This is a genomic window from Candidatus Ichthyocystis sparus, from assembly GCF_900078745.1.
Taxonomy (GTDB): domain Bacteria; phylum Pseudomonadota; class Gammaproteobacteria; order Burkholderiales; family 2013Ark19i; genus Ichthyocystis; species Ichthyocystis sparus.
In genome coordinates this window covers 125,520-139,911 of the sequence record NZ_FKII01000047.1, presented here as the reverse complement: position 1 = coordinate 139,911, position 14,392 = coordinate 125,520, and the positions used below count along the sequence as shown (strand labels likewise).

General features: G+C 39.7%; 14 protein-coding genes. All 14 read left to right on the top strand.

From position 1 onward, the window contains the following. Positions 1-8: 8 nt before the first annotated feature. The 14 genes from A6733_RS03770 to A6733_RS03705 are packed head-to-tail and all read left to right on the top strand — an operon-like array spanning position 9 to position 14,388. On the top strand, positions 9-605 hold the full coding sequence (locus tag A6733_RS03770; RefSeq protein ID WP_092401626.1) for an NADH-quinone oxidoreductase subunit C: 597 nt from the start codon (positions 9-11) through the stop codon (positions 603-605). Positions 606-609: 4 nt separating this feature from the next. After that, on the top strand, positions 610-1,863 hold the full coding sequence (locus A6733_RS03765; RefSeq protein ID WP_092401623.1) for an NADH-quinone oxidoreductase subunit D: 1,254 nt from the start codon (positions 610-612) through the stop codon (positions 1,861-1,863). Between the two features lie 9 nt (positions 1,864-1,872). Continuing rightward, positions 1,873-2,349 carry an NADH-quinone oxidoreductase subunit NuoE gene (gene nuoE, locus A6733_RS03760; protein WP_092401620.1) on the top strand — a complete coding sequence of 159 codons (477 nt, stop codon included), beginning with the start codon at positions 1,873-1,875 and terminating at the stop codon, positions 2,347-2,349. Beyond that, positions 2,346-3,632 carry an NADH-quinone oxidoreductase subunit NuoF gene (gene nuoF, locus A6733_RS03755; protein ID WP_092460459.1) on the top strand — a complete coding sequence of 429 codons (1,287 nt, stop codon included), beginning with the start codon at positions 2,346-2,348 and terminating at the stop codon, positions 3,630-3,632. The genes nuoE and nuoF overlap by 4 nt, the downstream gene beginning before the upstream one ends. An 11-nt stretch (positions 3,633-3,643) precedes the next feature. Then, on the top strand, positions 3,644-5,950 hold the full coding sequence (gene nuoG, locus A6733_RS03750) for an NADH-quinone oxidoreductase subunit NuoG (RefSeq protein WP_092401615.1): 2,307 nt from the start codon (positions 3,644-3,646) through the stop codon (positions 5,948-5,950). A gap of 4 nt (positions 5,951-5,954) precedes the next feature. After that, a complete protein-coding gene (gene nuoH, locus A6733_RS03745) occupies positions 5,955-7,070 on the top strand; it encodes an NADH-quinone oxidoreductase subunit NuoH (RefSeq protein WP_092401612.1) in 1,116 nt (371 codons plus the stop codon). Continuing rightward, a complete protein-coding gene (gene nuoI / locus A6733_RS03740) occupies positions 7,070-7,567 on the top strand; it encodes an NADH-quinone oxidoreductase subunit NuoI (protein ID WP_092401609.1) in 498 nt (165 codons plus the stop codon). The genes nuoH and nuoI overlap by 1 nt, the downstream gene beginning before the upstream one ends. Further along, a complete protein-coding gene (locus tag A6733_RS03735; RefSeq protein ID WP_092401606.1) occupies positions 7,551-8,201 on the top strand; it encodes an NADH-quinone oxidoreductase subunit J in 651 nt (216 codons plus the stop codon). The genes nuoI and A6733_RS03735 overlap by 17 nt, the downstream gene beginning before the upstream one ends. 2 nt (positions 8,202-8,203) lie before the next feature. Beyond that, entirely contained in the window at positions 8,204-8,527 is a 324-nt protein-coding gene (nuoK, locus tag A6733_RS03730) for an NADH-quinone oxidoreductase subunit NuoK (RefSeq protein WP_242641518.1), read from the top strand. A gap of 5 nt (positions 8,528-8,532) precedes the next feature. After that, positions 8,533-10,491: an NADH-quinone oxidoreductase subunit L gene (gene nuoL / locus A6733_RS03725; protein WP_092401603.1), complete on the top strand. Its 1,959-nt coding sequence runs from the start codon at positions 8,533-8,535 to the stop codon at positions 10,489-10,491. Positions 10,492-10,509: 18 nt separating this feature from the next. Beyond that, complete coding sequence (locus A6733_RS03720) at positions 10,510-11,976, top strand: NADH-quinone oxidoreductase subunit M (RefSeq protein WP_092401600.1); 1,467 nt, start codon at positions 10,510-10,512, stop codon at positions 11,974-11,976. Positions 11,977-11,995: 19 nt separating this feature from the next. Beyond that, entirely contained in the window at positions 11,996-13,492 is a 1,497-nt protein-coding gene (locus A6733_RS03715) for an NADH-quinone oxidoreductase subunit N (RefSeq protein WP_092460457.1), read from the top strand. Beyond that, a complete protein-coding gene (locus A6733_RS03710; protein ID WP_092401594.1) occupies positions 13,493-13,789 on the top strand; it encodes a DUF2818 family protein in 297 nt (98 codons plus the stop codon). Further along, positions 13,786-14,388 carry an NUDIX domain-containing protein gene (locus A6733_RS03705; protein ID WP_092401591.1) on the top strand — a complete coding sequence of 201 codons (603 nt, stop codon included), beginning with the start codon at positions 13,786-13,788 and terminating at the stop codon, positions 14,386-14,388. The genes A6733_RS03710 and A6733_RS03705 overlap by 4 nt, the downstream gene beginning before the upstream one ends. Positions 14,389-14,392: the final 4 nt, after the last annotated feature.

The following is a 14,392-nucleotide window of genomic DNA, read 5'->3' as shown; positions in this document are numbered from 1 at the left end:
GGTTGATTATGTTTACCTGCGAGTCACTTACTTCTGTTTTAATGGATAATTTGTCAGGTAGCTTTGAGGATATCTCTGAAGCTCATGGTGAGTTGACTTTGACAGTGTCTCATGAAAATTATCACAAAGTTTGTTCCTGGCTTCATAGAAATTCAATTTGCCCATTTGATGTCATGGTTGATTTGTGTGGTGTAGATTATCTTCATTTTTCCCCTAAAGCCATTGCTCGCTTTGCAGTTGTATTGCATTTGCTCTCTATTAACAATAATTGTCGTTTGCGTGTCCGTACTTTCTGCCCAGATGATAGCAGGCCATTGCTTGTTTCTGTAACTGATATTTGGCCATGTTCTAATTGGTTTGAAAGGGAAGCATTCGATTTGTTAGGTATAATTTTTATTGGCCACCCAGATCTAAGAAGGATTCTTACGGACTATGGTTTCGTTGGACATCCATTTAGAAAGGATTTTCCAATTTCAGGTTATCTTGAAATTTCGTACGATGCTGATGAAGGACGCTTGTCATATAAACCGGTTAGCATAGAGCCACGTACTAATGTTCCTCGCATAATACGTGAGGAAAATTATGGTGATTTAGAGGGGTTATGATGTAATGACTGATATAAAGAATTACAGCATAAATTTTGGTCCCCAACACCCAGCCGCGCATGGAGTTTTGAGGTTAGTTTTAGAGCTAGATGGGGAGGTCGTGCAGCGAGCTGATCCTCACATAGGTTTTTTGCACCGTGCTACTGAAAAATTAATAGAGACACGTACGTATTTACAATCTCTTCCCTATATGGATCGTTTGGATTATGTATCCATGATGTGCAATGAGCATGCATATTGTTTGGCGATCGAGAAGCTTTTAGGTGTAGAAATACCAATTCGTGCTCAATATATAAGAGTTCTTTTTTCAGAAATTACTCGAATTCTAAATCATTTGTTGTGGTTAGGTAGTCATGCCCTTGATGTGGGTGCTATGACGGTTTTCTTATATTGCTTCCGTGAACGGGAAGATTTATTTGATATGTACGAGGCAGTGTCTGGTGCTCGTATGCATGCTGCCTATTTTAGACCTGGTGGAGTGTACCGTGATCTTCCCGAGAGCATGCCTAAATACCAACCGTCTCGCTTTCGTTCCAAGAGAGATCTTAATTCTATGAATCGCGCTCGCGATGGCTCTTTATTGGACTTCATCGACGATTTCTGTCAGCGCTTTGATGGTTATGTTGACGACTATGAGACATTGCTTACCGATAACAGAATTTGGAAACAAAGAACAGTTAATATAGGAGTAGTTTCTGCTGAGAGAGCCAAAGCACTGGGCTTTACTGGACCTATGTTGAGGGGTTCTGGTGTTGTTTGGGATTTGAGGAAAGATCAGCCTTATGAGGTATACCACCTAATGGACTTCGATATTCCTGTAGGACGCACTGGGGACTGCTATGATCGTTATCTGGTGCGTATCGAAGAGATGAGGCAATCTAATCGTATTATAAAACAATGTGTTTCGTGGTTACGTGAAAATTTGGGTCGAGTTATAACTGATAATCATAAAGTTGCACCTCCCTCACGCTCTGATATGAAGACTAATATGGAAGAAATGATTCATCATTTCAAACTTTTTACAGAAGGTATGCATGTTCCTCCAGGGGAGGTATACGCGGCTGTTGAACACCCTAAAGGTGAGTTTGGTATTTATTTATTGTCTGATGGAGCAAATAAGCCGTATAGACTGAAGATTCGTGCACCTGGTTTTGCGCATTTACAAGCGTTTGATGAGATGTCAAGGGGCCATATGATAGCTGATGTTGTTGCTATAATAGGTAGTCAAGACATTGTGTTTGGTGAGATTGATCGTTAAGGCGGATACATGTTATCGGACGAAAGTTTGTGTCGTATTGATAGAGAAATTTCTAAATACCCGGAAGGGAGGCAGCTTTCTGCCGTGATGGCTGCTCTTCGTATTGCTCAGGAAGAAAATGGTTGGTTGAGTTCGGATCTTATTGAATACGTTTCTAATTATCTAAAAGTACCTGCTGTCTCTGTGTTGGAAGTTGCAACTTTTTACAATATGTACAATTTGAAGCCAACTGGCTGTAATAAATTGACTATTTGTACTAACCTTCCGTGTGCCCTGCGTGGGTCTAAGAAGGTTGCTGATTATTTAAAGGAGAAGTTGGGTATCTCCTTTGGTGAAACTACACCTGATTCACGTTTTACTCTGCTTGAAGGTGAATGTTTTGGCGCTTGTAAAGAAGCTCCAGTTTTATTGCATAACAATCATAAAATGATGTGCCGTATGAATAAGGAGAAGCTTGATAAATGGTTAGAGGAGATAGATAGATGAGTGTGGGAGTTTGTCTCTCTAATCTAAGCATAGATGATTCTTCTAATTGGAGGCTGTCGGCTTATGAGTCACGTTCTGGATATTCTGCGTGGCGGCGTATTTTGAAAGAGAAAACTTCCCCCGAGGCCATTATAGATCATGTAAAAAAATCTTCTCTTCGAGGTCGAGGGGGGGCTGGATTTCCTACTGGACTAAAGTGGAGTTTTATTCCTAGAAATAAGCCAGGGCAGAAGTACATATGTTGCAATTCTGATGAAGGTGAGCCTGGTACTTTTAAGGATAGGGATATTCTTCTTTACAATCCCCACTCTGTAGTAGAAGGGATGGCTATTGCTGGTTATGTGTGTGGTGCTACCATTGGATATAACTACATACATGGTGAGATATATGAGATTTATGAGCAATTTGAGGATGCAATTGGGGAAGCATACGATGCCGGTTTGTTAGGTAAGAATATTTTAGGGTCTGGCGTAGATTTTGATTTGTTTGCGCATTGTGGGTACGGGGCGTATATCTGTGGTGAAGAAACTGCGCTTTTGGAATCAATTGAGGGGAATAAGGGCCAACCTAGATTTAAGCCACCATTTCCAGCTAATGTGGGCCTTTATGGGTGCCCCACATTAATTAATAACACGGAAACTTTTGCTTCAGTTCCCTGGATCATGAACCATGAGCCGGAGGTGTTTTTGTCCTTAGGCATTCCCAATAATGGAGGCACCAAAATTTTTTCTGTTAGTGGACATGTTCTTCACCCGGGAAATTATGAAATTCCTCTAGGAACGCCGTTTCCTAAACTCTTGGAGATGGCAGGGGGAGTTACTTCTGGCAGAAAACTTAAAGCAGTTATACCTGGTGGGTCTTCTGCCCCTGTTTTGCCACCTGATATCATTATGAACTGCACAATGGATTACGATTGTCTTTCCAAAGCTGGTTCCATGTTGGGGTCTGGTGCTGTCATCGTAATGGATGATTCCACTTGTATGGTAAGGGCTTTGGAGAGATTATCCCACTTTTATTATGAAGAATCCTGCGGACAATGTACTCCTTGTCGTGAGGGTACGGGTTGGCTATATAAGATTGTTCATCGCATTGAAAATTGCTTGGGACGTGAAGAGGATTTAGACTTGCTAGATAAAGTCGCATCAAACATATCTGGTCATACTATATGTGCATTGGGCGATGCAGCTGCTTTTCCGGTTAGGAGTTTTATTAAGCACTTTCGCTCGGAATTTGAATACCATATTACCCACAAAGCGTGTTTGGTTGCAGATTCTTCTTGTTGAAAGATAAACATATGAGTACGGTTTCGTTGGAAATCAATGGTCAGACAATTGAGGTACCTGAAGGTAGTACTGTTATGGATGCTGCCACTGCACTTGGGATATTCGTTCCACATTTTTGCTATCACAAAAAATTGAGTATTGCTGCAAACTGCAGAATGTGCCTAGTTGATGTTGAAAAGTCTCCTAAGCCCTTACCTGCATGTGCTACACCGGTTTCCAACGGTATGAAAGTTATGACTCACTCGCCTAAAGCTATTGATTCTCAGAAGGGGGTGATGGGGTTTTTGCTGATCAATCATCCTCTTGATTGTCCTATTTGTGATCAGGGTGGTGAGTGCCAGTTGCAGGATTTGGCAGTTGGTTATGGTTCTTCTAGTTCTATTTATACTGAAGAAAAGAGAGTTGTGGCTAACAAAAATCTGGGATCTTTGATATCTACAGATATGACTAGGTGCATTCACTGTACGCGTTGTGTTCGCTTTGGTGAAGAAGTTGCCGGTATAAAGGAGCTAGGTGTTATTGGGAGGGGAGAACATTCAGAGATTACAACTTTTTTGTCTAGCGCTGTTTCTTCTGAAGTTTCCGGTAATGTTATAGACCTTTGCCCGGTTGGTGCATTGACCTCAAAGCCTTTTCGTTACTCTGCGCGTACTTGGGAGTTATCGCGTAGACGCTCTATAAGCCCCCACGATAGCTTGGGTTCTAACATGATCGTTCAGGTTAAACTAAACACAGTATACCGAGTTCTTCCACTGGAAAATGAAAATATAAATCAGTGTTGGATTTCCGATAGAGATCGTTTTTCTTATCCTGGTATTGCTGAGGACCGTTTGTTGATGCCAAAAATTAAAAAAGATGGAATTTGGCAAACTCTAACCTGGGATGAAGCGTTTGATGAGCTTGTTTTAATATTGAATCGCTATTCCTCCAATGAAATAGCAGGATGGGCCCATCCTTCGTCTACTTTGGAGGAGTTGTATCTTTTTCAGAAGATACTTAGAAAAAAAGGAGTTAAGCACGTAGAGTCTAGGCTAAATTACGGTGATTATCGAAGACAAATCCCTGATTATTGCGCCCCATATCTTGGTACGAGCGTACGTGATTTTTTGGCATCGTCAGATGTTTTTATAATTGGAAGTTTTATACGCCATGAGCAGCCATTAATTGCTGCCAGTTTGCGTGGGAGCATAAGGAATCGTGGCACCAAAGTTCATCGTCTGCATGTAACAGGTGAGAATTGGTTGATGCCTCTGGAAACAGATTTAATTGTTTCCCCTAAAAGTATTGTTGCTGTTTTGTTGTCTATTCTTGCGAGTATAGTGCGCAATAACAAGTATGATGTTCCTCCTGAGTTGGGGCAAATTTTGGAAAAAGAAGGTGCTGAATATTCCGATTTTGCTAAGAAGCTATCCTCAATGTCTTCTTTGTCTATTGTTTTGGGAGCGTATGCGGAATCTCATGTAGATGCTGGCGTTATACATTATTTATCTTTCCATATATCTCGTGCCTTGGGTGCTAATTTTGGTTTTTTTGGAGAAGGTGCTAATGCTGTTGGAGCATATGTTTCCGGGGCTGTTTCTGGCGAACCTCCTATGCTATCTGACCATAAGTTATTGCTCTTACTTAATTTAGATGATAATGGTGCTGATTTTTGCGAATCTCGTGGTTTTAGCCGGTATTGTAGCAAATCTGAGTACGTAGTTTGCTTTTCTCCATTTGAGTCGGCGTCTAGGAATTCTCATCTTCATCTACCTATAGCTTCCCCATATGAGACTGATGGTACGTATATTAATATGGAAGGGGTGTGGCAGACCTTTTATGCTGCTGCCCAACCTGCTACTCATGTTAAATCTGCCTGGAAAGTGCTTCGTAGATTAGGTAACATTTTATTTGGAAATGATTTTTCTTATGATAATTGTCAGGATATACAGGAGGAAATAAAATCTTCTTGGGGCGATAGGGGAGGGAGATTTTCAAATGATCTCCCGGTATTTGCTCCTTCTATTTCTTCTGTTTTTGCTACAGACCATGCTGGTTTGTCTTGTGTTTCATATAGGCATGCCTACAATACTGATGGCGTTGTTAGACGTTCAGCTCCGCTTCAAAACTCTGCTATGGCCTGGAAAGATAACTTGGCTCGTGTTTCCCCTTTGTCAGCACAACTTTTTTCTATAGTTGATGGTGAGCAGCGTATGCTGCGTCAGGGTGAGTTCCGTTTTGAAGCTAAAGTTTGTGTTGATCCTAATGTTGTGGATGGTACCATTGTTGTAGAGTCTGGATGCTTGCCTTCTTTATCCCAAACTGTTTACGTGGAATGACTTTATGTTTTTTGTAGATAGTTTAAAAAAGTGGGTAGTATCACATTTTGGCACGTTAGTGTGGCACTACTCTTCAACTTTTGTAATGATCGCAGTTTTTGTTCTAGTTTTGCTTCTATCCGTTGCATACTTGACCTATTTTGAACGAAAGATAATTGGGTATATGCAGTGTAGGCTTGGTCCTAACAGGGTAGGCATATGGGGGTTGGTGCAGCCTATTGCAGACGTGATTAAACTCCTGGGTAAGGAGATTTTAACCCCTCTTAATGTGGATAGGGGAGTCTTTAGAATAGCTCCCGTAATTGCTATCGTGTCCTCCATAGGAGCTTGGGCTGCGATACCGTTTTCTGAGAACTTATATTTTACCAACTTGAATGCCGGCTTATTGTATGTTCTCGCTATAACCTCTTTCGGTGTATACGGGATAATTCTTGCTGGATGGTCATCTAATTCTCGGTATGCATTTCTAGGAGCAATGCGTTCTGCGGCACAAATGGTATCCTACGAGGTAGCCTTGGGATTTTCTTTGATTTGTGTATTGCTAGTGTCAGGTAGCTTGAATTTTAAGGATATTGTTCATGCCCAAACTATAGGATGGGCGCATTCTAATGGTTTGAATTTTCTGAGCTGGAATTTGTTTCCCTTGTTTCCCGTATTCTTGATTAGTCTTATTTCCGGTATAGCAGAGACTAATCGCCACCCTTTCGATGTGGCAGAAGGTGAGTCTGAATTGGTTGCCGGTTTTCACGTTGAGTATTCAGGCATGCCCTTTGCCGTGTTCTTTCTCGCAGAATATGCGAATATGATTCTAGTATCAGTGCTTATTTCTGTGATGTTCTTGGGAGGGTGGGATGCTCCTTTTTCGTTTTTATCGTTTATTCCCGGTACTTTTTGGTTATTACTTAAGATAATTTTTATCTTGTTTATTTTCATTTGGGTTAGGGCTACCTTGCCTAGATATCGCTATGATCAAATCATGTATCTTGGTTGGAAGGTGTTTTTGCCACTTACTGTTTTTTGCGTTATTGTTCTTACCTGCTGGATGTTGTCGCCACTGAATGTTTTCCACGGCTCTTGTCTTGACCAGAGTGGTGCTTGTGCCTACGCAAGGGGAGTGTAATGTTTAAATTTAAAAAAATACCTTTAACCTTGCGCTACTTTGTGCTTTTTGAAATCATCCATGGTTTGGCACTAACTATTCGTCATTTTTTTCGCCCTAAAATAACGCTGAGATTTCCAGAAGAGCAAACTCCCAAAAGTCCTCGTTTTCGAGGTCTGCATGCTTTGCGTCGCTATCCGAATGGTGAAGAGCGCTGTATAGCTTGTAAGTTGTGTGAATGTGTTTGTCCTGCTTTGGCAATTACTATAGAGTCTGAGCAGAGGGAAGATGGTACCAGGCGCACGACACGTTATGATATAGATTTAAGTAAGTGTATTTTTTGCGGATTTTGTGAGGAATCTTGTCCAGTGGATTCCATTGTTGAGACAAGTGTGCATCATTATCATGCTGAATCCCATACAGATCTTTTGATGACTAAACCAATGCTGTTGGCTATAGGTGATCGGTACGAAGATATCATTGCCAAAGAACGCTCATTGGATGCTCCATATCGTTGATGTTATTAGGAATATAGATTTGTTACTGTTTTTCTTTATTTTTTTCTCTTTGGCCTTAATTTTTTCGGCGGTGGCTGTTGTTTTTTTCAAAAGCCCAGTTCATGCTGCTATTTCTTTGGTATTTTCCTTTGTTTTTGCAGCCTGTTTGTGGTTGCTACTTGGGGCAGAATTCTTATCATTAATGCTAATTTTGGTTTACGTTGGTGCAGTAATGGTTTTGTTCTTATTTGTTGTTATGATGATTAGTCGTTCGGAAGAAGTTGCTTGGGAATCAGTTAAAAATAGTTGTTTTGGCTTCTTCGGTATTGCGGTTTCAGTACTTGTGACTTCTGAGCTTTTATATGGCTTGCTAACTTCTAATTTTGCCCTTAGTGTGTACTCACAGGCCTTTCCTTCACAGATGAGTAGTGCAGCACAATTGGGCGAGGTTCTGTTTACCAGATATTTTTATCCATTTGAGTTGGCATCAGTTTTGCTATTTCTGGGGGTATTGTCTTCCGTAATTTTAGCCCACCGTGTTCGTACATCAGGTAAACCTAAAACACAAGATAAGTGGGAGCAATTGTCAGTTACGGCCAAAGATAGAGTTACTATTGTTTCTAGGCCTTCTTCTCATACGGGTGGCTCATCATGATGATGCCTGTTTCTGGTTATCTTACTTTACCTCACATGGCTTTATTAGTCTCTCTGATTATTTTTGCTATTGGTTTGGTGGGTGTTATAGCTCGCAGGGGTAATCTTATTTCTGTGCTCATGTCAATTGAGCTTATGTTATTGTCAGTAAATACTAACTTCATGGCTTTTTCCGCAGAACAGTCTAATCCTTTTGGTTGGTGTTTTGTATTCTTTGTTTTGACTGTGGCTGCTGTTGAATCAGCTACAGGTTTGGCTATAGTTATTTTGGTTTTTCGCAATTACGGGTCGATTTTGGTTGAAAAACTAAATCGTTTGAAGGATTGAGAATTATGTCGCCTTCACAGCTGAATTTTTCTGGCATTGCTCTATCGCCTCTGTTTGCTTCACTTTTGGCAATGTCGGCTGGAAATATTTGGGGTAGTAGGAAGTTTGCTCATGTAGTTACCATTATAGGTATTCTAATTTCACTATGTTTTGCTTTTTCTTTGTTGCCAGCAGTTCTAGCTGGACATACCCTTCACGGAGTTATTTACAACTGGATTTTTAGCAAAAACTATTCCTTTGATATATCTGTTTTTATTGACCAACTTTCTCTATCTATGATTCTTGTTGTTGATATAGTGTCATTAATGGTACATATCTATTCAATAGGATATATGAGTCGTGATAAGGGTTATCAGCGTTTTTTTTCCTATATTTCTCTATTCACTTTTTTCATGTTGGTTTTGATTGTTTCAGATAACCTTTTGCAGTTGTTTTTCGGATGGGAAGGAGTGGGACTTGTTTCGTACCTTTTGATAGGTTTTTGGTACGATAAACCAAGTGCTGTTAAAGCTAGCTTTAAGGCTTTTGTTGTTAATAGAGTAGGGGATGTGGGATTCGTTCTAGGAATGGCGATTATTTTTGGCTTAACCAAAACCCTTAACATTTCTAGTTTTACTGATATATTGCTATATCACTCCCAGGCTTCAGTGCTTCCCATTATTACCTTGGCTTGCTTGGCCTTGTTTGTTGGCGCTATGTCTAAGTCTGCCCAATTTCCATTGCATATTTGGTTGCCAGATTCAATGGAAGGTCCTACCCCAATTTCGGCTTTGATTCATGCTGCTACTATGGTTACAGCTGGTGTTTTTATGGTTGTTCGGTTGATGCCAATTTTTCGTTTATCTCCTAATTCGTTGTCTTTTATCTTAATAATCTCAGGTATTACTGCTTTTTTCCTTGGACTGGTTGCCTTGGTTCAAAATGACATAAAAAGAATAATTGCTTACTCTACTATTTCTCAGTTAGGCTACATGTGCGTAGCAATTGGTTTGGATGTTCCATCATTTGCAATTTTTCATTTGCTTAGTCATGCCTTTTTTAAGGCTTTGCTCTTTTTGTCCGCTGGGTCGGTAATAGTTGCTATGCATCATGAACAAGATATAAGAAACATGGGCGGTTTGTGCCGATATATGCCTATTACTTGGATATCTTCTCTCGTAGGTGGGATTTCTTTGCTTGGATTTCCATTTACTTCTGGTTTTTATTCCAAGCATATGATTCTAGATTCTGCACGAATTGCTTCTGGGTGGGCAGCTCAATGGGCCTATTACACAACCTTTGCTGGCGTTTTTGTGACAGCTTGCTATACGTCACGCATGTTTTTTACTGTTTTTCATGGTAAGGAACGTTTTCCTTTATCTGCAAAGTCTGACAATTATGTTCCCCCCAGTGAATCGCCGTTTTCCATCGTGATTCCTTTGGTGGTTTTGTCCATTTTTTCACTGTTTTTTGGATGTCCTTTTTTGCTCTCAATTATGCCAGAAGGCGTATTTTCGAATTTAACTGGTAACCTTTCTCCATTATCCATTAGCATCTTTAAAGAAATTGCTGACCAGGGTGGATTGATTTCCTTTACCTTCCATTCTTTTATGTCCGCTTCTTTTTTATTGCTGGTTTTGGGAGTAGTTGTAGGTTGGCTGGTTAGCTTTGATTCGTATCTAATTGTGTTTATGAAGCGCCTTTCTATATTCTCTTGTTTTCATACACTTCTCTATAGGAAGTACTACCTTGATGAATTAGCCGAAGCGATTTTTGCTTTTTATTTAAAGAAGTGTAAGCTCGCTTCTTGGGTAGATAATCACATCATTGATTACTTGGTTAATACCGTAGCGCGTACTGTGAGTATACTCTCTGATTCTTGGAGAATAATGCAAACAGGATTTATTGGTAACTATGCTTTATTTATGTTTTGCGGTGTACTTGTTATATTGTTTGTACCTATGTTTTCATTATTTTACTCTTGATAGTCAGGATAAGGTACCATGCTTCATTCTTTTCCCATTTTGAGTCTGGTCATCTGGCTGCCTATCCTTTGGGGATTAGTCCTACTTGTTCCTTATTTCCCACTTAAGATTGTTCGCTCACTAGGATTTTTAGGGTCAATATTGTGCTTTATCTCAACACTTGTTTTGTACCTAAGATTTGATTCTTCGTCATCAGCTTACCAGTTTGCAGAAAATCATTCCTGGATTCCGTACATCGGTGCTAATTATTCTGTGTCTATAGATGGGTTGTCTTTGCTTTTTTTACTCCTAAATAACTTTTTGTTAATACTCGTAGTTTTGTCTACTTATCACTCTGTTAAGAAGTCAATTGCCGCTTATCTGTTTTGTTTTTTTTCCATGGCCGGTCTTATAAACGGTGCTTTTTCTGCAACAGATGGTTTGCTGTTCTATGTTTTCTTTGAAGCTTCATTAATTCCACTTTACATGGTGATAGGTATGTGGGGGGGGCAGCGTAGAGTATATGCTGCATTCAAATTTTTTCTCTATACCTTGGTTGCATCTTTGTTACTTCTTGTTGGTTTAGTTACTCTTTCTAAGTTTGCTCACGGTAGCTTCTCTATTGCTCAGTGGCATGAGCTTTCTTTGCCTTTGGATATACAGGTAATACTTTTCCTATTTTTTGTTTTCGCTTTTGCCGTTAAAATTCCAATGTTTCCTTTGCATACCTGGTTGCCTGATGCCCATGTTGAAGCCCCTACAGGTGGTTCTGTTATATTGGCTGCTATGGCACTTAAGTTGGGAGCATATGGGTTTTTGCGTTTTTCTTTGCCAATTTTTCCTGACGCATCACACCTAATGTCACCAATTATTTTTTCTCTCTCAGCTATTGCTGTCGTTTATATAGGGTTTGTTGCCATTGCTCAGGGAGATATGAAAAAATTGATTGCATACTCTTCAATTTCTCATATGGGGTTCGTAACGTTTGGAATTTTTTCTAACACTATTGATGGTTTAACAGGGGCATTGTATCAAATGATTTCCCATGGCTTTGTTTCTGCCGGACTGTTTTTTTGTGTAGGTGTACTGTACGACAGGCTGCATAGCCGTAAAATTGCTGATTATGGCGGTGTTGTGAATGTAATGCCTTATTTTTCAGCTCTTTTTGTCATTTTTGCTATGGCGAATTGTGGTTTACCCGGAACATCTGGATTTGTAGGCGAACTTTTGGTGTTCTTGTCCGCTGGCAATAGTAGCATATGGTGGGTTTTAGTATTGTCCTTGTCTCTGGTATTGTCCGCAGTTTATAGCTTGTGGACAGTCAAGCGAGTTATTATGGGACCCGTTGTTCACGATAGCGTAAAATCTTTGGTTTCTATGACTGGCTGCGAATCAACTATTCTGGCAGTTTTGGCTTTTTTAGTGATTTTCTTTGGCGTTTTTCCTGCCCCGGTTAATAAAGTGTTACTCCATTCAGTTCAGAATTTAGTGCGGCCCGTGACTTGATTAAGGATAGTTATTGACTATGCACACATTTGAGTCGTCACCATTTAGCATCTGGAGAATCATACCTGAGCTTTCTGTTTTGCTGACGGACGTTCTTTTGTTGGTTTTGGCTATATTCTTCAGCCGCCGTCAATCTTTGTTAGATAGGTTGTCCTATCTCTTGTGCATGGTTGTTTCCTGTTTTGCTCTATGTTGGTCAGTTTATAAGTTGACCACTCCTAGATACACCATGTGGGATTCTTTCTACATTAATGACTCTTTGGTGCGGATTTGGGATGCTGTAGCTTGTTTGATATATATGATTTCCCTTACCTATGCTACCGTTTTCCTAAAGGACTCGCAGAACAGGAGCGATTTTTATCCTTTATCACTTATGGTTCTTTTAGGTTCTTTGGTTATGTCATCCAGCAATCATTTTTTGTCACTGTATTTGGGTTTGGAGATAACATCCATTGCTACCTACACTATGGTAACTTTTGACAGGGATATTCCTGAATCTAACGAAGCAGCAATTAAGTATTTTGTCTTGGGTGCTATTGCCTCAGTAATATTTTTACTCGGTGTTTCCTATTCCTACGGGGTACTTGGAGATGCTTATTTACATAATGCACAGTTAATAAAAGACTCTGTTTTTTTGAACTACTCGTTGCTTGTAGTAAGTGTTTTGTTAATGTTTTCCTCTGCGTGTTTTAAGCTGGGTGTGTTTCCATTCCATGCATGGTTGCCAGACGTTTATGCAGGTGCATCTGAGGTTTCTCTGCCCTTTTTGATGGCTCTTGCAAAGGTCGGTGCAGCTATTTTTGCAGTCAAGATTCTCTTTCATGGATTTTCTGTATTACATTCAGTATGGCATCCTGTACTTCCAGCTATTGCTTTGATGACTATTATTTTTGGCAATGTAGTTGCAGTCTCTCAAAACAATATAAGAAAAATATTGGCCTTCTCAAGTATTGCTCAAATGGGGTTCGTTTTGCTGGCTTTTTTTTCAAGCTATTATTCGCCATCGTATCAGTCTGTTATTAACTTAAATTTTTATCCCGCTTTTTTGTTTTTTATTTTCTCCTATTCCTTGTCTGTTCTAGCCGCTGTTTTTTTCTGCATTTTTGTTAGAAAAGATTCTGCCCCCGTAAAGTATCTTTCTGATCTGTCGGGTATTTTCCATTCTAATCCTTTTTTGTCCAGTATGGCTTGTTTGGCTTTTTTGTCATTGGCAGGAATACCGCCTCTTTTAGGGTTTTGGGCGAAGTTTTTTGTTGTTAATCAACTTGTTCTTACCGGACATGAGGTTGTTGCTTCTTTGTCTGTTATATTTTCAGTAATAGGCGTGTTCTACTATCTACGTATAATTAAGGTCATGTTCTTTGATCGACCACAGCCAGAAGTTAGCTGGTGTGTTACTTCTTATTCATCTTATGTGTTCTTAGTTGTCCATTGCTTATCTTTACTCGCCATTGGTGTTTTTTCATATCCACTTATCCGCATTGCTTCTGATATGGTATACATGACTGGACTCTAGATGCTAGCTTCGTATATTTCTGTTGTGCTGGTGGCGTTGTTTTTTGCCAATGCCCCATTTTATCCTAAGTCATTCTTGCCATTTTTATCTAATAAATCAAAAAGATGGTACACTGTCCTTATTGAGTTTTTGCTTGGATATATTATTAGCCTATTGTTTTCTTTGCTTTGTGAGTCGTATTTCTCATCCATATATCATAAGGATTGGGTTTTTTATACCGTAACTTTTTGTGGCTTTTTAGTTTTATCTTATCCTGGCTTTGTAATACACTACCTGATAAAAAGAGAAAGGCTATGAACAAAGATTGTGAGCCACCACTTTACAATTTTTCTAATGAAGATTGTTCCGGTGATGAGTATCTTGTTGAGACAGTTTGTGATTCCCGTTCTTTGGTAACAATTGGCCCCCTTAGCCTCGAGGAGGATATAGTTGCTTTATATGATGGATCTTTGTCATCTAGGAGATACATGCGTCATCCAGGGGCAGTAGTGATAATAGCCTGTAGAGGTGATGCATATTTGTTCGTACGCCAATATAGGTGCGCTTGTAAGCAAATTTTCTGGGAATTTCCCGCTGGTAAAATAGATAAAGGTGAAGATCCACTTGATGCAGCCAAAAGAGAATTTAGGGAAGAGGGCGGATATGAAGCTGGCTATTGGAAGTCTATGGGGTTGTTCTACCCATGTATAGGATATTCTAGCGAAAAAATGTATCTCTACTATGCAAAAGATCTTAATTATCTTGGACAGGATACAGATGAAGGAGAGGTTATTAACTGTTTCTTCATAGGTTGTAGCGATTTACGAAATATGATTAATAAAGGTGCTATTACTGATTCTAAGACTCTGTCAGCACTTAGTCTTCTAGCAGCTCAAGGAATGTTCTCGCTAACATGATATA